The sequence below is a fragment of the Streptomyces sp. NPDC053426 genome, from assembly GCF_055585405.1.
Window position 1 is genome coordinate 708,553 of sequence record NZ_JBVJKE010000001.1, and the last position, 19,496, is coordinate 728,048.

Below are 19,496 nucleotides of genomic sequence, written 5' to 3' on the forward strand. Positions count from 1 at the left end.
TCGTCCGTATCGCTCGCTTCCTACCGTGGTCTCACCCCCTGTCGAGACCGCGTGGAAGCGGAGGAACCCCTCTGTGCCCGACTTCCGTGTGGCGTCCCGGCGGCGATACCTCGTCTGCGAACCCAGACACTTCGCCGTCCGGTACGCGATCAATCCCTGGATGCATCCCGACCGTCCCGTCGACGTCGCCCTCGCCCGACGCCAGTGGCGGACGATGGTCGACACCTACCGCGACCACGGTCATACCGTGGAGACCGTGAGGCCCGAGCCCGATCTGCCCGACATGGTGTTCGCCGCGAACGCGGCGGTCGTCGTCGGGGGCCGCGTCCTCGGCTCCCTCTTCCTGGCGCCCGAGCGGCGCCCGGAGTCCGTGCCGTACGAGACCTGGTTCAAGGCCGAGGGGTACGAGGTGCACCGTCCCGGGTCGGTGTGCGAGGGCGAGGGCGACCTGGTGCCCGCCGGGCGCTGGATCCTCGCCGGCACCGGCTTCCGCACCACCCGTGAGGCGCACCACGAGGCGCAGGAGTTCTTCGGGGTGCCGGTGATCGGCCTGACGCTGGTGGACCCGTACTTCTACCACCTGGACACGGCGCTGTTCGCGCTGGACGAGGAGAACGTCGCGTACTACCCGGAGGCGTTCTCGCCGGGCAGCCGCGAGGTGCTCGCCCGGCTGTATCCGGACGCGGTGCTCGCGACCCGTGAGGACGCGATGGCGTTCGGGCTGAACTCCGTCTCCGACGGGCGCCACGTGTTCGTCTCCCCGGGGGCCACGGCCCTCGCCGCCCGGCTCGCCGACCGCGGCTACGTTCCCGTTCCCGTCGACCTGTCCGAGTTCCACAAGGCCGGCGGGGGCATCAAGTGCTGCACTCAGGAGATCCGCTCATGACCTCTGTCGTACCCGCGCGTTCGTCCGCCGAGCTGATCGGTGCCGAGGAGCCGGTCCTCGCGCACAACTACCATCCGCTGCCCGTGGTCGTCGCCCGCGCGCAGGGCGCGTGGGTGGAGGACGTGGAGGGCCGCCGGTACCTGGACATGCTGGCGGGCTACTCGGCGCTCAACTTCGGCCACCGGCACCCGGCGCTGATCGAGGCGGCGCACCGCCAGCTCGACCGGCTCACGCTGACCTCGCGCGCGTTCCACAACGACCGGCTCGCCGAGTTCGCGGAGCGGCTGGCCGCGCTGACCGGTCTCGACATGGTGCTGCCCATGAACACCGGCGCGGAGGCGGTGGAGAGCGGGATCAAGGTGGCCCGCAAGTGGGCCTACGACGTGAAGGGCGTCCCGGCGGACCGGGCGACGATCGTGGTGGCGGCGGACAACTTCCACGGCCGTACGACGACGATCGTGAGCTTCTCCACGGACGAGGTCGCGCGGGCCGGGTTCGGGCCGTTCACCCCGGGCTTCCGTGTGGTGCCGTACAACGATCTCGCGGCGCTGGAGGCGGCGGTCGACGAGACGACGGCCGCGGTGCTGATCGAGCCGGTCCAGGGCGAGGCGGGTGTGATCGTCCCGGACGACGGCTACCTCGCCGGGGTGCGGGAGCTGACGCGCCGCGCGGGGTGCCTGTTCATCGCGGACGAGATCCAGTCGGGCCTTGGCCGCACCGGCCGTACGCTCGCCGTGGAACACGAGTCGGTCGTCCCGGACGTGGTGCTGCTCGGCAAGGCGCTGGGCGGCGGCATCGTCCCGGTGTCGGCGGTGGTGGCCCGGCGGGAGGTGCTCGAGGTGCTCCGTCCGGGTGAGCACGGATCGACCTTCGGCGGCAATCCGCTGGCCGCGGCGGTCGGTACGGCCGTGGTGGAGCTGCTGGAGACGGGCGAGTTCCAGCGCCGGGCGGCGGAACTGGGCGGCATCCTGCGCGAGGGCCTGGAGTCGCTCGTCGGCAAGGGCGTGGTCGGGTTCCGCTCCCGCGGTCTGTGGGCGGGCGTGGACGTCGACCCGGCGCTCGGCACCGGCCGCGAGGTCAGCGAACGGCTGATGCGGGAGGGCATCCTGGTCAAGGACACCCACGGCTCCACCATCCGCCTGGCCCCGCCGCTGACCGTCACGGCGGAGGAGCTGCAGAGCGCCCTGCACACCGTGGAGAAGGTCCTGGCCCGGCAGGCCTGAGCCCTCGCCGTCCCCGCCGGGGGCTCGGCGGGGGCTCGGCGGGGGACGGCGTATCCCAGGGAGCCCACATCCCACCCGAAGGGTGAAGATGGGGACAAGAGGGGGTAGACCACTCTCAGCGACAGAGAGGTCGGCCGTGGGCGGACACAAGGAGCAGGACGTTGCCCGGCAGGGGTTCGATGTGGCCGACGCCGTTCCCCTGTTGCTCGATCCGCACGGCATGGTGACGAGCTGGACCGGCGGGGCCGAGCGGCTGCTGGGGTACCGCGCCGCCGAGGCCGTGGGCCGCAAGTTCGCCGAGCTGCTGGTCCCCGAGGACGCCGAGCGGGTGCCGGACCTGGTCGAGCGGTGCCGCTCGGACGGCGACTGGGCGGGGCTGATGACGGCCCGGCACCGGGACGGGCGGCCGGTCGCGGTGATGGTGCGGATCACGCCGACCGTGGGGCCGCGGGGCCGTTCGTCGCTGCTGGTCCTGCTGTCGGAGCTGGCCGGCTCGCCCGGCTGGGACATGAGCCGCGTCGTGCTGGAGCAGATGGTCGCCGGTACGTCGATCGGCATCGCGATCGTGGACACGGAGCTGCGCTTCGTGTGGTCCAACGCCGCGCTCGAACAGTACGGCGGCGGGCCGGCCGGGCGGCGCCTGGGGCTGCGGTTCGCGGACATCCAGCCGGGGCTGGACGCCGAGGCCGTCGAGGAGCGCATGCGGCACGTGCTGGACACCGGCGAACGGGTGATCGACTACGAGCTTGTCGGCCGTGCCCGCTCGGCACCGCTGCGCGAGACCGCGCACATGCTGTCGTTCACCCGCCTCGACGACGACCGGGGCCGCCCGATGGGCGTGTACTACACCGTCGTGGACGTCACCGAACGGCACCGCGCCCGTCAGCGCCTCGCCCTGCTCGACCGGGCCGGAGAGCACATCGGCCGCACCCTGGACATCCTGCGCACCGCGCAGGAGCTGGCGGACGTGGCCGTGCCCGATCTCGCGGACTTCGTCATCGTGGACCTGCTGGAGACGGTGCTGCGCGGCGCCGAGCTCCCGCCGGGCCCGCTCACCGACTCCGACCGGGTGCCGCTGCGCCGCGCGGGCCACCGGTCGCTGTACGAGGACCTGCCGCGGACGGCCGTGGAGACCGGGACGGCCGTGTCGTACCCGGCGGGTTCCCCGCCGGTGCGCTCCCTGACCACGGGCCGGTCCTGGCGCCAGGAGCAGCTCGACCCGCTCGCCCCGGAGTGGGCCGCGACGCCGGGCGGCCGGGAGTCCACCTTCCTGGAGCTCGGCCTGCAGAGTGCGATGACCGTCCCGGTCCGGGCCCGGGGTGTCACCCTGGGCGTCACCACGTTCTTCCGCCGCCGCCGGCAGAACCCCTTCGAGGAGGGCGACCTCAGTCTGGCCGAGGACCTCGTCTCCCGCGCCGCCGTCTGCGTGGACAACGCCCGGCGCTACACCCGCGAGCGGGACGCCGCGCTGGTCCTGCAGCGCAGTCTGCTGCCCCGCCGACTGCCCGAGCAGGACGCCGTGGAGGTGTCCGCCTGCTACCGCCCGGCGGACGAGCTGACCGGGCTGGGCGGCGACTGGTACGACCTGATCCCGCTGTCCGGCGCCCGTGTCGCCCTGGTCGTCGGCGAGGTGCCGGGGCACGGCATCGGCGCCGCCGCGGCCATGGGGCGGCTGCGCACCGCCGTACGGACGCTGGCCGCGATCGACCTGCCGCCCGAGGAGGTGCTCGCCCATCTGGACGACCTGGCGTCCCGGCTGGCGCGGGACGAGGGCGACGGGGAGTACGGGGACTTCCCCGGCCGGTCCGTCGGGTCCGGCTGCCTGTACGTCGTCTACGACCCGGTGACCGGGCAGTGCACGATGGCGGCCGCCGGTCATCCCGCGCCCGCCGTGGTGGCGCCCGACGGCACGGTCACCTTCGTCGACCTCCCGCAGGGACCCGCGCTCGGTGTGGGCGGCCCGCCGTTCGAGGCGGTGGAGCTGACCCTGGCCGAGGGCAGCACGCTCGTCCTGCACACGGACGGTCTGCTGGCCGGCGGGAAACCCTCGCCCGACGGGACGGACCGCGAACGGCTGCGGCAGGTGCTGCAGGGCGCCACGACCGCGCTCGAGCAGAGCTGCCACGCGGTGGTCGACATGCTGGTCCCGGCCCGGCCGTACGACGACGTGGCCCTGCTGATGGCGCGCACCAAACGTCTCGGCCCCGGACGGATCGCGGCCTGGGACCTGCCGGCGGACCCGGCGGTCGTGGCGGAGGCCCGCAGGACCAGCACCCGGCAACTGGCCCGCTGGGGTCTGGACGAACTGGTCTTCACCACGGAGCTGGTCGTCAGCGAACTGGTCACCAACGCCATCCGGCACGCCGGCGGGCCCGTGCGGCTGCGGCTGATCCACGAGCGGGCGCTGGTGTGCGAGGTGTTCGACGGCGGCGCCACCGCACCCCATCTGCGGCATCCCCGCGCGATGGACGAGGGCGGGCGCGGGCTGCTGCTGGTCTCGCAGCTCGCCCAGCGGTGGGGCACCCGGTTCGTCCCCGACGGGAAGATCATCTGGGCGGAGCAGTCACTGACCGCGCCGCCGGAGTGAGGCGAGGGTCCATGGCGGAGGCGTCGATCGACTACGCGGCGGTCTACCAGGCCCTGCCCGGCATGGTGGCGCTGCTGACCCCGGACCTGGTGTACGCGGACGTCAACGAGGCGTTCGTCAGCGGGACCGGGCGCTCCCGCGAGGCCGTGGTGGGCCGCTTCCTGTTCGACGTGTTCCCGGAGAACCCGAACGACCCGGAGGCCGTGGGCGCGCGGCAACTGCGCGCCTCGCTGCGGCGGGTCCTGTCCACCGGTGAGCGCGACACCATGGCGGTGCAGCGTTACGACGTGGAGAACCCGGAGCGTTCCGGGAAGTGGGAGGAGCGCTACTGGAGCCCGGTGAACACCCCGGTGCTCGGCCCCGACGGACGGGTCGTGCTGATCGTGCACCGGGTCGAGGAGGTCACCGAGCTGATCCGGGTCCGGGGCGGCGCGGGTGACGGCCGGGGGCGGATGCTGGAGGCCGAGCTGTACGCGCGCGCCCGCGAGCTGCAGGAGCTCAACAACCGGCTGCGCCAGGCGCACGCCCGGGAGCGCGAGGTGGCCCTGGCGCTGCAGGAGGCGATGCTGCCCGCCCGCCGGCAGGTCGGCCACCACCGGGCCGCGGTGCGCTACCGGCCGGCGGTGGGCGCGCTCAACGTCTGCGGGGACTGGTACGACCTGGTCGACCTGGTGGGCGGGCGCCGTATCGGCGTGTCCGTGGGCGACGTGGTCGGGCACGGGCTGGCGGCGGCCGGGGTGATGGGCCAGCTGCGCAGCGCGCTGACCGCCGCCTCCCGGGTGGCGGACGGGCCCGCGCAGGCGCTGAACGTGGTGGGCCGCTACGCCCATGTGGTGGACGGCGCCGAGTCCGCGACCGCGGTGACGACCTTCATCGACTTCGACCGGCACACCATCACCTACAGCAGCGCCGGCCATCCGCCGCCCGTGCTGCTCCACCGCGACGGACGCGTGGAGTTCCTCGACCGGGCCACCGACCCGCCGCTCGACGCCCAGCCGGACCCTACGCCCCGGCCGGAGGCGGCGACCGGGTTCGAGCCGGGGGCGACCCTGGTGCTCTACACCGACGGGCTGATCGAACGGCGCCGGGAGGACATCGACAGGGGACTGCTGCGGCTCGCCGGGGCCCTGCGCCGGCACCGGACGCAGGATCCCGAGACGCTCGCGGACATCGTGCTGCTGGAGCTGCTGCCGCCGGGCGGCGCCACCGACGACGCGGCGCTGGTCGTCGTACGGCTGTAGGCGGGTCAGGCGCCGGTGCGCTCCCGGTCGAGGCGTACGGTGCGTTCCACGTTGCGCCGGTCCTCCGGGTCGTCGCTGGGCGCGCCGGCGAACCAGGCGTCGAGGATCTCCGTCAGCAGCGGCCCGGACGTCAGCCGCAGGCCGATCGCCAGCACGTTGGCGTCGTTCCAGCGGCGCGCGCCGTCCGCCGTGTAGGCGTCCGTGCACAGGGCGGCCCGGACGCCGGGCACCTTGTTCGCGGCGATCGAGGCGCCGGTGCCGGTCCAGCAGCACACCACCGCCTGGTCGGCGGTACCGGAGGCGACCTCACGGGCCGCCGCCTCGGAGCAGACGGCCCACTGCGGGTCGTCCCCGGGGTTCAGGGCGCCGTGCGCGCGTACCTCGTGGCCGCGCGCACGGAGTTCGGCGAGGAGGGCGCGGGCCACGGGTTCGTCCATGTCGGAGGAGACGGAGATCCGCATGCGTCCGAGCCTACTCGGCCGGCCGTCCGGCACGGTGCCTTCCGGTCGCGTCGAACCTGATGCCGGGCCGTACCGCCCGCGCCTAGACTGGCACCCCACGACGTGCCGGATGGCCTGCCGGGATGCGGCGGCACCGCCCGTCCGCCGGAGTCGAGGAGCGTGTCCTTGTTCTACTACCTGCTCAAGTACGTGCTGCTGGGTCCGCTGCTGCGTCTGGTCTTCCGGCCGCGGATAGAGGGCCTGGAGCACGTGCCGTCGTCCGGCGCCGCCATCGTCGCGGGGAACCACCTGTCGTTCTCGGACCACTTCCTGATGCCGGCCGTGCTCAAGCGGCGCATCACCTTCCTCGCCAAGGCCGAGTACTTCACCGGCCCCGGCCTCAAGGGCCGGCTGACGGCGTTCTTCTTCCACAGCGCGGGGCAGATCCCCGTCGACCGCTCCGGCAAGGAGGCCGGGCAGGCCGCCATCCGCGAGGGCCTCGGCGTGCTGGGCAGGGGGGAACTGCTCGGCATCTACCCGGAGGGCACGCGCTCGCACGACGGCCGTCTCTACAAGGGCAAGGTCGGCGTCGCGGTGATGGCCCTCAAGGCGGGCGTCCCGGTGATCCCCTGCGCGATGATCGGTACGTTCGAGGCCCAGCCGCCCGGCAGGAAGATCCCCCGGATCCACCCGGTGGTGATCCGTTTCGGCAAGCCGCTGGACTTCTCGCGCTACGCGGGGATGGAGAACGAGAAGGCGGTCCTGCGCGCCGCCACCGACGAGCTCATGTACGCCATCCTCACCCTGTCCGAGCAGGAGTACGTCGACCAGTACGCGGCCGTCGCCAAGGCGGAGGAGGCCGAGCGCAGGGCGGAGGACAAGCGCCGCTTCCCGCGCATGCCGCTGAGCTGATCCCGGTGGGCGCACGGACGAGGGGCGGCCGGAGAGTTCCGGCCGCCCCTCGTGTCGTACGGCGTGGGTGTCACGGCTTCGGCGTGGCGTGCGGTGCGCAGGTCACGTCGGAGCGGTCCAGCCCGCCGGTGAGCAGGTAGGTGTCCACCCGGTCGTTGACGCAGGAGTTGACCAGGCCGGTGACCCCGTGGGATCCGGCGTCCCGCTCGGTGATGAGGCGGGAGCCCCTGAGCCGCTGGTGCAGTTCGACGGCGCCCGTGTACGGGGTGGCCGCGTCGCGCTCGGACTGGACGATCAGCACCGGCGGCAGCCCCTTGCCGGACTTGACGTCCACGGGCGTGCGCTGCTTGACCGGCCAGGTGGCGCAGGGGAGGTTCATCCAGGCGTTGGCCCAGGTCATGAACGGGTGGTCCCGGTGCAGCCGGGTGTTGTCTCGGTCCCACTTGCGCCAACTGGTGGGCCACTTGGCGTCGGTGCACTCCACGGCCGTGTAGACGGCGTTGCCGTTCTCCGAGGCCGCGTTGCCCGCCGTGTCGGAGAGGTCGGGGGCGGCGGCGTCGACGAGCGCCTGGGTGTCGCCGGCGACGTACCGGCTGAAGACGGCCGCCGTGGGCGCCCACGCGGAGTCGTAGTACGGGGCGCTCTGGAAGAAGGAGATCAGCTCGGCCGGGCCGACGACGCCGCCGAGGGGGTTCTTCTCGGCGGTGGCGCGCAGTTCGAGCCACCGCTCCTGGACCTCGGCGCGGGTGTCCCCGAGGTGGTAGGTCGCGTCGTTCTTCGCGACCCAGTCCTGCCAGTCCTTCCAGCGGCCCTCGAAGGCGACGTCCTGGTCCAGGTTGGCCTGGTACCAGATCTTCTCGCGGGAGGGGTTGACGACGCTGTCGACGACCATGCGTCGGACGTGGCCAGGGAAGAGGGTGGCGTAGACGGCGCCGAGGTAGGTGCCGTAGGAGACGCCGAGGAAGTTGAGCTTCCGCTCGCCGAGGGCGGCACGGATGACGTCGAGGTCGCGCGCGGTGTTCGGCGTGGTCATGTGCGGCAGCATCTCGCCGCTGCGCTCGTGGCAGCCCTCGGCGTACTCGCGGGCCAACTTGCGCTGGGCCCGCTTGTCGGCCTCGGAGCGGGGCACCGGGTCCATCTTGGGCGCCTTGACGAACTCCTGCGGGTCTGCGCAGGAGATGGGCGCGGACTTGCCGACGCCGCGCGGGTCGAAGCCCACGAAGTCGTACGCTGTGGCCACATTGGCCCAGACCGGGTTCCTGGCGGTGACCCGGGCCGGGAAGCGCAGACCGGAACCGCCGGGACCACCCGGGTTGTACAGCAGCGCGCCCTGGCGTTCACCCTTGGTGCCGGTGTTGCCGATGCGGTCGACGGCGAGCTTGATCTGCTTGCCGTACGGCTTGGCGTAGTCCATCGGCACCGAGACCCAGCCGCACTGGATCGGCTTGGCCAGGTTCCAGTCGGCGGGGCAGTCCTGCCAGTCGATGCCGGTCTCCGCGGCCCGGGCGGCGGCGATCGCCACGCCCCTGGCCTCGCGGTCCTTGCCGTGGTGGGTGTCCGCCGTCGCGCTCGCCGTGGGCGCCGCGACGGCGCCGGCTATGAGCGTCGCCGTGACGAGCACTCCGGCCGAACCGAGCGCCGCCGCCCGTCTCTTCGGTCCGCTGTCCCTCAAGTGGGGCCTCCCCGTACGTCGTTGCGATGGGCAGGGGGATCCTCGCCGCTGTGAGGCAGCCGGGAACAGGGTTCGAGGCCGTTCTTTGCCAATCCGATAACCGGATATTGACACCCCGTCAATCGGACACACTTCTCAGCCCGTCCGGCTGGAGGGCGAGGCCGGGTTCTCAGCCCGTCCGGCGTTCGAGGACGAGGCCGTTCAGGCCGAAGGGGGGTCCGGGGGCGCAGCCCCCGGGGGCGGGGAATGGAAACGGGCGGCGGGGGCGACCACTCGTCAGGTGTCCGTCCGGACGGGCCCCACGGCCATCAGCGCCCGCAGCCCCTCCCCCAGCGTCCGCTCGGAGATCCCCCCGAAGAGCGCCATCTGAGCGGCGAATCCCTGCACCAGCGCGATCATCGCCCGCGCCACGGCATCCGTGTCCGCGTCGGCGGACATCAGACCGGCCTCCTGGTACCCCTCGGCGACCCTCCCCCAGGCCCCGCGGACTTTGTCGTACCCCTCACCCAGCACAGCCGCCAGCTCGGGACTGCGCGTGGTCTCCGTCCACACCTGGATCATCAGCCGCGGAAACATCCACTCACCGTCGTCCAGAGTGGCCGGCCGCTGCTCCCTCATCCGGGCCAGGGCCCGCGGGATGAGCACGTCCGGGGTGGGCGGCGGGCTCTCCCGGGCGGCCTGTTCGAGGATCCCGCGCACCGTGTCGAGCACATCGGTCACGATCGCGGCGATCAGCTCGTCCTTCCCCCGGAAGTACCGGTAGACGGCGCCCGCGGAGAGATCCGCCTCCTTGAGCACGTCCTGCATCGAGGTGGCGTGGAAGCCGTTGCGGGCGAAGCAGGACGCGGCGCCGTCGAGGATCTGGCGGCGGCGGGCGTCGAGGTGTTCCTGGGATACGCGGGCCATGACCGCAATCTAAAACGAACATTCCTTCTTGACAAGGAGCGGGCGGAGCGGGACGGTGGCGGTGAACCTAAAACGAACGATCCTTCTTTCAGATCGCCGGAGCCCTCATGTCCCTCTCGACACTGCCGCCGCACCGTCGCGTCGTCGCCGTGACACTGCTGATCCCCGCCCTGGTGGCGCTGGCGCTCTGGGCCTTCGCCTGGCCCGCGGCCCGCACGGCACCCCACGACCTGCCGCTCGGCGTGGCCGGCCCCACCGCCGCGACCGCACCGGTGGAGCAGCGGCTGGAGCGCCAGGAGGGTGCCTTCGACCTCCACCACTACGCCGACGAGGCCGCCGCCCGGGAAGCGGTCGAGAGCCGCGAGGTGTACGGCGCGGTCGTCGTCACCGGGCAGGGACCGAAACTGCTCACCGCGTCCGCCGCGAGCCCGGTCGTGGCCCAGCTGCTGCAACAGGCGGTGACCCAGCAGACCGCGGCCTCCGGCGGCCGGGTCACCACCGTGGACGTGGTGCCCGCCGCCGAGGGGGACCCGCGCGGCGCGGTCCTGAACACGAGCGTGCTGCCGCTGGCCCTGGCCGGGATCGGCGCCGGTGCCGCGGTGACGCTGCTGGGGCTGCGCGGCGCCCGCGCGGTGGCCGCGCTGGCCGGATCCGCCGCCCTGGTCGGCGCGGTGGCCGCGGCGCTGGCGCACAGCTGGCTGGACGCCGTTCCGGGGAACTGGTGGACGGTGGCCGGTACGTTCGCGCTGGCCGCGCTGGCCATGGGGGCGACGGTCGCCGGACTCGCGGCGCTGCTCGGACGGGCGGGCATCGCGCTCGGCGGCTTGGTGATCATGCTGCTCGGCAACCCCTTCTCGGGGGCGTCCTCGGCACCGGAGATGCTGCCCGAGCCGGCCGGGGCGATCGGCCGGTGGCTGCCGCCGGGGGCGGGCGTGTCGCTGCTGCGCTCGGTGTCCTTCTTCGACGGCGCGGCGGCGGCCGGCCCCGCCCTGACGCTGACCTGGTGGGCCGTGCTGGGCCTGGGCGCCGTACTGGTCGGCGGCGCGCTGAAGGAACGGACGGGGAACACGCGGTCCGCGTCCGAGCGCGCACCGGTCCCCGTCGGCTGACCGCGGACCGGCCCCGCCGGTCGGCATCGGTCCGCTCGACGGCCGGTCTCCGGCCGCGTGGAACGACCGTGCACCCCCGCCGTGGCGGACGGGGGTGCACGGTTCCGTCGTGAGGGGTTACGAGGTGGCCGTCCCCCGGTGCTCCGCCGCGATGCCGAAGCGCTGCCGTTCGCGGGGAGCGGACGCGACCTCGCGGACACCGGCCACCGTGCTGATCACCTGCTCCTCGGCGGGCTCCGGCACCTCCCTGAGTTCTTCGAGTCGTCGCAGGTCATCGGCGGAGACAAGGGCGACGAGGGGTTTTCCGTGCCGGGTCACGACGACGCGCTCACCGCCGTACACCACGCGGTTGATGAGGTCGGCGAGCTCAGCCCTGGCTTGGGTAACCGGAATCTCGTAGGCCATGAACCCATCATAACGTCACGTACGTCCTGTACATTTTTTACAGAGACAACCAGACAGGAGGGGCTCTCATGACCCGACCGTCCGCCCGTCACGTCCTGCCCGAGTTCACCGAACGCACGGCATCGGGGAACCGGACGACGGACCCCTACTCGAAGCTGCTCGAGGAGCGGATCGTCATCCTCGGGACACAGGTCGACGAGACCTCCGCCAACGACGTGATGGCGCAGTTCATGTACCTGGAACACCACTCCCCCGACCAGGACATCTCGCTCTACGTCAACTCCCCCGGCGGCTCCTTCCACGCCATGTCGGCGATCTACGACACGCTGCGCTACGTCTCCTGCGACGTGCAGACGATCTGCCTGGGCCAGGCGGAGGGCGCCGCCGCGCTGCTGCTGGCCGCCGGCACCCCGGGCAAGCGACTGCTGCTGCCCGGTTCCCGCCTGGTGCTCCGTCAGCCCTCCCTCCTGGAGCCGGTCGAGGGACAGACCAGCGATCTGGCGATCCAGGCCGAGGAGTTGACCCGTATCCGGTCACGGATGGAGGAGATCCTGGTCCGGCACACGGGCCGTACCCCGGAGCAGGTCCGGGCGGACATCGAGCGGGACAAGGTCCTCGACGCGCGGGCCGCGGTGGAGTACGGCCTGGCGGACCGGATCGTGCCCGACCGCAGGAGCCTGTCCCCCGCCTCCGGCGCGAGGTGAGCCGCGGATGCTGCCACCGGAGCTGCCGCCGCTGCCCGCGCTGACCCGCGCGGAGGCCGAGTTGATCGACCGTTACCTCGAGGCCGTCGACCTGCTCGGCCGGGTCAACCCGGCCCTGGGCGGTGACACCTACCGCGGACTGCGCGCGGCCCAGGCGCTGGTCGGCAAGGCCGTCGCGCTGCGCGACGCGCTGACCCTGATGCACCGGCGCGGCGAGAGCGAACTGCACTCCGACACGCTGGCCCGGGCCCTGCGCGTGCTGGACGGCGAACGGCGCACGGCCAGGGTCACGCTGCCGCCGGCCCGCGGCAGTTGACACCCGAGGGCCCCGGACGGCGGCCCCGGTCGGCGGTGCGCACCGGCCGGGGTTGAAACGGACCAAACGGTGTACCCCCGTCCGGCGTAGACGAACCTGCTGTTTTCGGGCGCACGAAGTTGCGCAACGCGCGTACCGCACGACCGGAACGGTGCTTTCCCTCCCTGGTCCGCGGCTCCCCCCGGCCCTCGGCGAGGGTCCGAACAGGGAGGTGTCCACCCGAACGGATGATTGGTGAGTAACAACACAAACCCCACGTTCCGTTGGGATTTCGATCGCGCCATGAGTCAAGATCCGTGACTGACGACAAGACCCCGCCGCCGCGGCGGGGCGATCCGGGCGGACGCCGAGTCCTGCCGCCGCCCGGATGACCGGTCGACAGGAGTGGATCGGCAGGAGTGGAGGACCCAAGCACGACGGGCCGCCGGGACGTCAGTTCCGAGCAGTCCTTGGGGTGAAGCCGCACATGTGCGGCCGGGCCACTTCGCCAGCCCGAATCCGACAGGTCATCCTTCACAGGCGGCTGACGAAGGGTTGCGCATGACTGCGCTCAATCGTGTCCCGTCTCTCATGGCCCGGGCCGGCACGGCCTCGGCCCTCACCCTGGCCGCCGTGGGCGGCTCCATCGTGGTCCCCGGAGCCGCCTCGGAGGCGGCCGCCGCGAGCACGGCCACCAAGGCGCTGAGCATCGCCGCCTCCAAGAAGGGCTCGCCCTACAAGTGGGGCGCCACGGGTCCGTACAGGTTCGACTGCTCGGGTCTGACGCTGTACTCGTTCAAGAAGGCCGGCAAGAAGCTGCCGCGCACCGCCGCCCAGCAGTACAACAACACGCGCCACATCTCCGCCGGCAGCCGCAGGGCGGGAGACCTGGTGTTCTTCCATTCGGGCGGCTACGTCTACCACGTCGGCATCTACGCGGGTAAGGGCAAGATCTGGCACGCCCCGAAGACCGGGGACGTGGTGCGCCTGCAGAAGATCTGGACCCGCAGCGTCTCGTACGGCCGGGTGAGGTGACCGCGGCGGGGGGGGGGGGGGGGGGGGGGGGGGGCCCCCCCCCCCCCCCCCCCCCCCCCCCCCCCCCCCCCCCCCCCCCCCCCCCTCCCCCCCCCCCCCCCCCCCCCCCCCCCCCCCCCCCCCCCCCCCCCCCCCCCCCCCCCCCCCCCCCCCCCCCCCCCCCCCCCCCCCCCCCCCCCCCCCCCCCCCCCCCCCCCCCCCCCCACCGCCGTATACGTGCCGGCTATCCCAGGAGGCCGCCGACGAGTCCGGGCCTCCCGGAGGAACCGCCGCTGCCCCCGCTCGGTGCGCCGCTGCCGCCGGAGGCGCCGCCCGAGGTGGGGCCGGAGCTGGTGCTCGGCGCCTGACCGGCCGGGGAGGACTGCCGGGACGGGGCCTGGCCGACGCTGCCCTGGGTCTGGCTGGGCGCGCCGGTGACCGCGCCGGCGCCCTGGGTCGCGCCGGGGGTGGTGGCACCGGCGGACGGGCTCGTCCCGCCCGAAGTGGCGTCCCGGGTGGGCGAGGTGGAGGCGGCCGGGGTCCGCTCCTCCTTCTGGCGTTCGCCGGACTCCTTCGGCAGCGGGGAGCCGGGAAGCTCGTTGCGCGGGGCCTCGCCGGGCCCGGGGACGACCACCCGGTCGGCGTCCCGCACGGCACCGCCGAGCAGTGAGCCGACGAGCATGCTGAACCCGCAGACCACGAAGGTGACCAGGGCGCCCCGGCGCAGCACGTACCGGCGCAGGTCCCAGATGGCGGCGCGGGGGCCGAGCCGGCGCCAGGCCCGGCTCGCGAGGCGGCCGTCGACGGAGTAGACGGGGGCGCCCGCGATGATCAGCGGTGACCAGGCGGCGAGGTAGATGATGTCGGGTGTCTCGTAGGCGGGGACGCTCTTCCAGCTGACGGTGACCAGCAGTGCCGCCGAGAGTGCCGCCCCGACGACGGCGGCCAGGCGCTGCCAGCAGCCGAGGGCGGTCAGGACGCCGACGACGATCTGTGCGAAGGCGATGGCGAGGCCGGAGCCGATGGGGTGCTCCAGGGCGAACTGGCGCAGCGGCTCGGCGACTTCCCAGGGGTGCAGGGTGTGCAGCCACTTGACCATGGAGCCGCGCCGGCCGCCCTCGAAGTAGAGGGGGTCGCACAGCTTGCTCATTCCGGCGTAGACGGAGATGCCGCCGAGGAAGACGCGCAGCGGGAGCAGGACGACGCCGAGGTTCATCCGGCGGCCGGGGTAGTAGGCGTGCCGGGCCGGGTCGTCACCGTGCCGTCCGGCGCGGCGGCCGGTGTCCTCGTACCCGTCGTCGTACGCGGGTTCGTCGTAGGCGGGTTCGTCGTAGACGCTGCCGACCGTGCGCATCGGGGGCAGCAGGGGCCCGTCGGCCGGGCGGCGCTGGGCGCCGACGAACGGGGTTTCCAGGGTCCGGGCGACCGGGTCGTCGGCGGGGTCGTACCCGGTGCCGGTGCGCGGGATGACCTGGGTGGCCCCGGCGTCGGTGAGCGGCTCGTCGGCGTGGCGGACGCCTTCGTGCCGTACGGCCTGGAGCAGTCGGTGGGCGCCGGTGTCGTCGGGCGCGGACCGGCCGCTCCAGACGACGGGCCGACGGCGGGCGCCCGACTGGCCCGGTGTGCCCACGGTGGTGACGACGGGGATGCGGGCGGTGTCCTCGGCGGCGCTCACGTGCCGTGCGATCCGCGGCGATTGGGCGCGCCGCGCCGAGACGCCCAGCTGCACGCGGAAGCTGGCGTGATTGACGATGACCTGCGCCGGATCGCTCGGCACCTTCACCATGCTCAGCGCGGGAGCGTCGTCGAGTCCCGACGAGCGGTCCCCCGTGGGCGTGCGGGGTGTTCTGGTGTCCACACTCATCTAACCGAGTGACACGGCGTTAGGACACTGCCTTGACCCGCCGGAAGTGTCCGGACCGCGTCAAACCTGCCCGGACCCTCCGCGACGCCCCGTACGGGCGACCTCACCGAACACCCGTCCGACCCCGCCGACGGCACCCCTGCCCGCCGCACCGACCCCGACCGGCGGCCTTCACCGGCCCCCGGCATCAGCCCCGCCGACGCGCCGCCTCGTACAGCACGATGCCCGCCGCCACACCGGCGTTGAGCGACTCCGCGCCGCCCGGCATCGGGATCCGCACCCGGAAGTCGCAGGTCTCGCCGACCAGCCGGGAGAGGCCCTTGCCCTCGCTGCCGACGACGATGACGACCGGTCCGTCCAGCGCGTCCAGGTCGCCGAGCTCGGCCTCGCCGTCGGCGGCCAGGCCGACGACCGCGATCCCGGCCTTCTTGTACGCCTCCAGCGCACGCGTCAGGTTGGTGGCGCGGGCGACGGGCGTACGGGCGGCCGTACCGGCGGACGTCTTCCAGGCACCGGCGGTCATCCCGGCGGCGCGCCGCTCGGGCACGACGACGCCGTGGCCGCCGAACGCGGAGACGGACCGGACGACCGCGCCGAGGTTGCGCGGGTCGGTGACCCCGTCGAGGGCGACGATCAGCGGGTCCTGCCCCTCGTCGTGGGCGCCGGCGACGAGGTCCTCGGGGTGCGCGTACTCGTACGGCGGGACCTGGAGGACCAGGCCCTGGTGGTTCAGGCCGTTGGTCATGCGGTCGAGCTCGGGACGCGGCGCCTCCATGAGGTTGATGCCGCCGCGCTCGGCCGCGAGCTGGAGCGCCTCGCGCACCCGCTCGTCGTTGTCGATGAACTGCTGGACGTACAGCGTGGAGGCGGGCACGCCCTCGCGCAGCGCCTCGACGACCGGGTTGCGGCCGACGACGAGTTCGGAGGCCGAGCGGCCCCCGCCGCGCCGCTGCTGCGGGCGGGCGCCCTGGGCGCGGCGGGCCTTCGCCTGGGCGGCGCGCTGCTTGGCGTGCCCCTTGCGCATCTCGGCGGGCGGCGTGGGCCCCTTGCCTTCCAGGCCCCGGCGCCGCTGGCCGCCGCTGCCGACCTGCGCGCCCTTCTTGCCGGACATGCGGCGGTTGTTCGCGGCCATGAGGTATCCGTCTCCATGAAGTCGTGGGTGGTGCTGCTTGTGTGCGTGCTTTGCGCGCACGTCTGTGACGTGTGCCTATGAAGTGTGCCGCCCGGAGGCCCGGACGGCACAGTCGATCTTCGGACGCCGAGGTCAGGGCCTGTCGGGGCCTGGCTCCTCAGCGCGGGCCGAGGCTCCAGCGCGGCCCCTGCGGGCTGTCCTCGACGACCAGGCCGGACTGGCCCAGCTGGTCGCGGATGGCGTCCGCGGTGGGCCAGTCCTTGCGGGCACGGGCGGCCTCGCGCTGGTCGAGGACCATGCGGACGAGGGTGTCGACCACGCCGTGGAGGTCTTCGCCGCGGTCGCTCTCGCCGGCCCAGTGCGGGTCCAGCGGGTCGAGGCCGAGCACGCCGAGCATGGCGCGGACCTCGGCGAGGCGGGCGACGGCCTCCTCCTTGTCGTCGGCGGCCAGCGCGCTGTTGCCCTGCCGGACGGTGGTGTGCACGACGGCGAGCGCCTGCGGGACGCCCAGGTCGTCGTCCATCGCCTCGGCGAACGCGGGCGGCACCTCGGCGGCGGGTTCGACGACGCCCCCGGCCATCTCCGTCACGCGCTGCACGAAGCCCTCGATCCGCGCGAACGCGGACTCGGCCTCGCGCAGGGCCTCCTCGCTGTACTCGATCATCGACCGGTAGTGCGGGGTGCCGAGGTAGTAGCGCAGCACGATGGGCCGCCAGCGCTTGACCATCTCGGAGACCAGGACGCTGTTGCCGAGCGACTTCGACATCTTCTCGCCGCTCATGGTGACCCAGGCGTTGTGCACCCAGTACCGGGCGAACTCGTCGCCGTAGGCCTTGGCCTGGGCGATCTCGTTCTCGTGGTGCGGGAAGATCAGGTCGAGGCCGCCGCCGTGGATGTCGAAGGCGCTGCCGAGGTACTTGTGCGCCATCGCCGAGCACTCCAGGTGCCAGCCGGGGCGCCCGCGGCCCCACGGCGTCTCCCAGCTCGGCTCGCCGGGCTTGGCCGCCTTCCACATCGCGAAGTCGCGCGGGTCCCGCTTGCCGGTCTCGCCCTCGGCGGACGGCTGGAGCAGGTTGTCCAGCTCCTGGTTGGACAGCCTCAGGTACTCGGGGAACGAGGTGACCGCGAAGTACACGTTGCCGTCGGCCTCGTAGGCGTGCCCGCGCTCGATGAGGCCGCGCATCATCTCGACCATCTCGGTGATGTGGCCGGTGGCGCGCGGCTCGTAGGTCGGGGGCAGGCAGCCGAGGGCGCGGTAGCCGTCGGTGAAGGCGCGCTCGTTGTCGTAGCCGATGGACCACCAGGGGCGGCCCTGTTCGGCGGACTTGGTGATGATCTTGTCGTCGATGTCGGTGACGTTGCGGATGAACGTCACCGCCAGGCCGCGGTACTCGAACCAGCGGCGCATGATGTCGAAGTTCAGGCCCGAGCGGATGTGCCCGATGTGGGGTGCCGCCTGCACGGTGGCACCACACAGGTAGATCGAGACGCAACCCGGCTGGAGCGGGGTGAAGTCACGGATCTGCCGGGCGCTGGTGTCGTACAGGCGAATAGTCACGACACCAGGGTAGTAGGCGCGGGGGTGTGCGCGGTGCGCCTCGCTGTTTCGGGGACGTTTGTCATGGGCGGGCCCGGTTGTTCGTCGTCCGCGGGTCCGGTGGGGGCCGGTCGCGTCCACGCGGCGGAGCCGCATATCGGCACGGCCCGCGCCCCTTGGGACGGGACGCTCACCCCTCTCGTACGACCAGCGCCGTCGCCACCGCCATGAGGCCCTCGTCTCTTCCCGGGAAGCCGAGGCCGTCCGTCGTGGCGCCGGAGACCGAGACCGGGGCGCCCGCCGCCTCCGAGAGGAGCTTCTGGGCCTCCTGCCTGCGTCTGCCGATCTTCGGGCGGGGGCCGACCACCTGTACGGCGATGTTGCCGATGCGGAAGCCGGACTCGCGGACGATGCGGGCGGCCTCCGTCAGGAGGGTGGTGCCGGACGCGCCGGACCATTCGGGGCGGCCGGTGCCGAAGTGCTGTCCCAGGTCGCCGAGGCCGGCGGCGGAGAAGAGGGCGTTGCAGGCGGCGTGGGCGACGACGTCCGCGTCGGAGTGGCCGGCGAGGCCGGGGCCCTCGCCCTCCCACTTCAGGCCGGCGCACCACAGTTCGCGGCCGTCCTCGAAGGCGTGGATGTCGGTGCCGATGCCGACCTGCGGCAGGGGGTACGGCTGCTCAGAAGCCATCGTTGAGCCTCCTGCGGGCCAGGACCGCCTCGGCGAGGACCAGGTCGAGGGGGCGGGTGACCTTGAAGGCCTCCTCGTGCCCGGGGACGGTGACGACGGTGAGGCCGAGCTGTTCGACCATGCTCGCGTCGTCGGTGACGTCGTCCTTCACCGTCTCGTGGGCGCGTACGAGGGTGGCCCGGTCGAAGCCCTGCGGGGTCTGCACGGCCCGCAGCAGCGACCGGTCCGGGGTGGCGACCACGGGTTCCGGCTCGCCGGGGGCGCCGGCGGGCTCGACCTGCTTGACGGTGTCGGCGAGCGGCAGCGCGGGCACGACGGCCGGCGCTCCGTCGCGTACGGCCTCGATGACGGCGTCGACGGTGTCCACGGGGACGAGCGGGCGGGCCGCGTCGTGCACCAGGACGATGTCGTAGCCGGGCGGCAGCGCGTCCAGGCCGAGCTTCACGGACTCCTGGCGGCTCTCGCCGCCGGGGACCACGAGGAAGTCGGTGCGGTCGGGCAGGGCGTGCGCGTCGAGCAGCGACTTGACCTCGGGGGCGCCGTCGGGCGGGGCCACGACGACCACCAGGGAGACGGCGCGGGAGGCGGCCATCGCGCGGACGGCGTGGATGAGCATGGGCGTGCCGCCCAGCGCGCGGAGCGCCTTGGGGGCGCCCGGTCCGAGGCGTACACCACGGCCGGCGGCCGGGATCACGGCCGCCGTAGGGGCGGTCGTACGGCCGGATGCGGGGTTCGGCGACGGCGGGGGGAGCGGATCGTCAGACATCGGTTCCTGTCAGGTTTGTGTGCTCGGCCCGGGTGGGTATGGCCTGGGCGTACCCCCTGCTCCCGGAGCGGGGGGAGTGCCGGGCGTTCCGCCTTGACCAGCCCCTTCCGTGATT

General features: G+C 73.3%; 18 protein-coding genes and 1 riboswitch. Of the genes, 9 read left to right on the forward strand and 9 right to left on the reverse strand.

Features of this window, described 5'->3' with window-relative positions; translation table 11 throughout:
- Nucleotides 1–73 precede the first annotated feature (73 nt).
- The 4 genes from ddaH (at nucleotide 74) to ACZ62B_RS03055 (ending at nucleotide 5,937) form a co-directional block, all read left to right on the forward strand.
- Nucleotides 74–886 carry a dimethylargininase gene (ddaH, locus tag ACZ62B_RS03040; protein WP_344561875.1) on the forward strand — a complete coding sequence of 271 codons (813 nt, stop codon included), beginning with the start codon at nucleotides 74–76 and terminating at the stop codon, nucleotides 884–886.
- Nucleotides 883–2,109 (forward strand): ornithine--oxo-acid transaminase, encoded by a 1,227-nt coding sequence (rocD, locus tag ACZ62B_RS03045; protein WP_344561874.1) that lies wholly within the window; start codon nucleotides 883–885, stop codon nucleotides 2,107–2,109. The genes ddaH and rocD overlap by 4 nt, the downstream gene beginning before the upstream one ends.
- A 136-nt stretch (nucleotides 2,110–2,245) precedes the next feature.
- Entirely contained in the window at nucleotides 2,246–4,696 is a 2,451-nt protein-coding gene (locus tag ACZ62B_RS03050; RefSeq protein WP_468889907.1) for a SpoIIE family protein phosphatase, read from the forward strand.
- An 11-nt stretch (nucleotides 4,697–4,707) separates the two neighbouring features.
- Nucleotides 4,708–5,937 (forward strand): PP2C family protein-serine/threonine phosphatase, encoded by a 1,230-nt coding sequence (locus ACZ62B_RS03055; protein WP_469689179.1) that lies wholly within the window; start codon nucleotides 4,708–4,710, stop codon nucleotides 5,935–5,937.
- A gap of 5 nt (nucleotides 5,938–5,942) precedes the next feature.
- Here the strand turns inward: ACZ62B_RS03055 and ACZ62B_RS03060 are convergent, their stop codons facing one another.
- Nucleotides 5,943–6,398 carry an RpiB/LacA/LacB family sugar-phosphate isomerase gene (locus tag ACZ62B_RS03060; RefSeq protein WP_344561869.1) on the reverse strand — a complete coding sequence of 152 codons (456 nt, stop codon included), beginning with the start codon at nucleotides 6,396–6,398 and terminating at the stop codon, nucleotides 5,943–5,945.
- Between the two features lie 165 nt (nucleotides 6,399–6,563).
- Here ACZ62B_RS03060 and ACZ62B_RS03065 point away from each other — a divergent pair, with 165 nt between their 5' ends.
- Nucleotides 6,564–7,289, forward strand: a complete 726-nt coding sequence (locus ACZ62B_RS03065) for a lysophospholipid acyltransferase family protein (RefSeq protein WP_344561867.1) — start codon at nucleotides 6,564–6,566, stop codon at nucleotides 7,287–7,289.
- A gap of 70 nt (nucleotides 7,290–7,359) precedes the next feature.
- Here the strand turns inward: ACZ62B_RS03065 and ACZ62B_RS03070 are convergent, their stop codons facing one another.
- Nucleotides 7,360–8,961, reverse strand: coding sequence for an alpha/beta hydrolase (locus ACZ62B_RS03070; RefSeq protein WP_469689180.1), 1,602 nt, complete (start codon nucleotides 8,959–8,961; stop codon nucleotides 7,360–7,362).
- A gap of 276 nt (nucleotides 8,962–9,237) precedes the next feature.
- On the reverse strand, nucleotides 9,238–9,867 hold the full coding sequence (locus tag ACZ62B_RS03075) for a TetR/AcrR family transcriptional regulator (RefSeq protein WP_468883287.1): 630 nt from the start codon (nucleotides 9,865–9,867) through the stop codon (nucleotides 9,238–9,240).
- A gap of 107 nt (nucleotides 9,868–9,974) precedes the next feature.
- Here ACZ62B_RS03075 and ACZ62B_RS03080 point away from each other — a divergent pair, with 107 nt between their 5' ends.
- Nucleotides 9,975–10,976, forward strand: coding sequence for an ABC transporter permease (locus ACZ62B_RS03080; protein ID WP_344561862.1), 1,002 nt, complete (start codon nucleotides 9,975–9,977; stop codon nucleotides 10,974–10,976).
- A 117-nt stretch (nucleotides 10,977–11,093) separates the two neighbouring features.
- Here the strand turns inward: ACZ62B_RS03080 and ACZ62B_RS03085 are convergent, their stop codons facing one another.
- Nucleotides 11,094–11,381: a type II toxin-antitoxin system Phd/YefM family antitoxin gene (locus tag ACZ62B_RS03085; protein ID WP_344561860.1), complete on the reverse strand. Its 288-nt coding sequence runs from the start codon at nucleotides 11,379–11,381 to the stop codon at nucleotides 11,094–11,096.
- Nucleotides 11,382–11,449: 68 nt separating this feature from the next.
- On the opposite strand from ACZ62B_RS03085, the gene ACZ62B_RS03090 reads away from it, so the two are divergent.
- The 3 genes from ACZ62B_RS03090 to ACZ62B_RS03100 all read left to right on the forward strand — a co-directional run bounded on the left by ACZ62B_RS03090 (nucleotide 11,450) and on the right by ACZ62B_RS03100 (nucleotide 13,415).
- Nucleotides 11,450–12,085 (forward strand): ATP-dependent Clp protease proteolytic subunit, encoded by a 636-nt coding sequence (locus ACZ62B_RS03090; RefSeq protein ID WP_468883292.1) that lies wholly within the window; start codon nucleotides 11,450–11,452, stop codon nucleotides 12,083–12,085.
- Nucleotides 12,086–12,092: 7 nt separating this feature from the next.
- Entirely contained in the window at nucleotides 12,093–12,401 is a 309-nt protein-coding gene (locus ACZ62B_RS03095) for a hypothetical protein (protein ID WP_073934675.1), read from the forward strand.
- A 347-nt stretch (nucleotides 12,402–12,748) separates the two neighbouring features.
- A riboswitch (cyclic di-AMP (ydaO/yuaA leader) is annotated at nucleotides 12,749–12,938 on the forward strand.
- 3 nt (nucleotides 12,939–12,941) lie between these two features.
- Entirely contained in the window at nucleotides 12,942–13,415 is a 474-nt protein-coding gene (locus ACZ62B_RS03100; RefSeq protein ID WP_344561855.1) for a C40 family peptidase, read from the forward strand.
- A 223-nt stretch (nucleotides 13,416–13,638) separates the two neighbouring features.
- Here ACZ62B_RS03100 and ACZ62B_RS03105 read toward each other — a convergent pair whose 3' ends face one another.
- The 5 genes from ACZ62B_RS03105 to ispD all read right to left on the reverse strand — a co-directional run bounded on the left by ACZ62B_RS03105 (nucleotide 13,639) and on the right by ispD (nucleotide 19,381).
- Nucleotides 13,639–15,258, reverse strand: coding sequence for a DoxX family protein (locus tag ACZ62B_RS03105; RefSeq protein ID WP_344559467.1), 1,620 nt, complete (start codon nucleotides 15,256–15,258; stop codon nucleotides 13,639–13,641).
- Nucleotides 15,259–15,445: 187 nt separating this feature from the next.
- A complete protein-coding gene (gene rlmB / locus ACZ62B_RS03110) occupies nucleotides 15,446–16,390 on the reverse strand; it encodes a 23S rRNA (guanosine(2251)-2'-O)-methyltransferase RlmB (RefSeq protein WP_344559469.1) in 945 nt (314 codons plus the stop codon).
- Nucleotides 16,391–16,547: 157 nt separating this feature from the next.
- Complete coding sequence (gene cysS, locus ACZ62B_RS03115; RefSeq protein ID WP_344559471.1) at nucleotides 16,548–17,948, reverse strand: cysteine--tRNA ligase; 1,401 nt, start codon at nucleotides 17,946–17,948, stop codon at nucleotides 16,548–16,550.
- A 169-nt stretch (nucleotides 17,949–18,117) separates the two neighbouring features.
- Nucleotides 18,118–18,615, reverse strand: a complete 498-nt coding sequence (ispF, locus tag ACZ62B_RS03120; protein WP_344559473.1) for a 2-C-methyl-D-erythritol 2,4-cyclodiphosphate synthase — start codon at nucleotides 18,613–18,615, stop codon at nucleotides 18,118–18,120.
- Complete coding sequence (ispD, locus tag ACZ62B_RS03125; protein ID WP_344559475.1) at nucleotides 18,605–19,381, reverse strand: 2-C-methyl-D-erythritol 4-phosphate cytidylyltransferase; 777 nt, start codon at nucleotides 19,379–19,381, stop codon at nucleotides 18,605–18,607. Before ispD ends, ispF begins: the two co-directional genes overlap by 11 nt.
- Nucleotides 19,382–19,496: the final 115 nt, after the last annotated feature.

Coding starts and splice junctions, on each gene's coding strand:
- rocD (WP_344561874.1), top strand. CDS start 883: ATGACCTCTGTCGTACCCGCGCGTTCGTCCGCCGAGCTGATCGGTGCC.
- ACZ62B_RS03055 (WP_469689179.1), top strand. CDS start 4,708: ATGGCGGAGGCGTCGATCGACTACGCGGCGGTCTACCAGGCCCTGCCC.
- ACZ62B_RS03060 (WP_344561869.1), bottom strand. CDS start 6,398: ATGCGGATCTCCGTCTCCTCCGACATGGACGAACCCGTGGCCCGCGCC.
- ACZ62B_RS03075 (WP_468883287.1), bottom strand. CDS start 9,867: ATGGCCCGCGTATCCCAGGAACACCTCGACGCCCGCCGCCGCCAGATC.
- ACZ62B_RS03080 (WP_344561862.1), top strand. CDS start 9,975: ATGTCCCTCTCGACACTGCCGCCGCACCGTCGCGTCGTCGCCGTGACA.
- ACZ62B_RS03085 (WP_344561860.1), bottom strand. CDS start 11,381: ATGGCCTACGAGATTCCGGTTACCCAAGCCAGGGCTGAGCTCGCCGAC.
- ACZ62B_RS03090 (WP_468883292.1), top strand. CDS start 11,450: ATGACCCGACCGTCCGCCCGTCACGTCCTGCCCGAGTTCACCGAACGC.
- ACZ62B_RS03095 (WP_073934675.1), top strand. CDS start 12,093: ATGCTGCCACCGGAGCTGCCGCCGCTGCCCGCGCTGACCCGCGCGGAG.
- ACZ62B_RS03100 (WP_344561855.1), top strand. CDS start 12,942: ATGACTGCGCTCAATCGTGTCCCGTCTCTCATGGCCCGGGCCGGCACG.
- ACZ62B_RS03105 (WP_344559467.1), bottom strand. CDS start 15,258: ATGAGTGTGGACACCAGAACACCCCGCACGCCCACGGGGGACCGCTCG.
- rlmB (WP_344559469.1), bottom strand. CDS start 16,390: ATGGCCGCGAACAACCGCCGCATGTCCGGCAAGAAGGGCGCGCAGGTC.
- ispF (WP_344559473.1), bottom strand. CDS start 18,615: ATGGCTTCTGAGCAGCCGTACCCCCTGCCGCAGGTCGGCATCGGCACC.
- ispD (WP_344559475.1), bottom strand. CDS start 19,381: ATGTCTGACGATCCGCTCCCCCCGCCGTCGCCGAACCCCGCATCCGGC.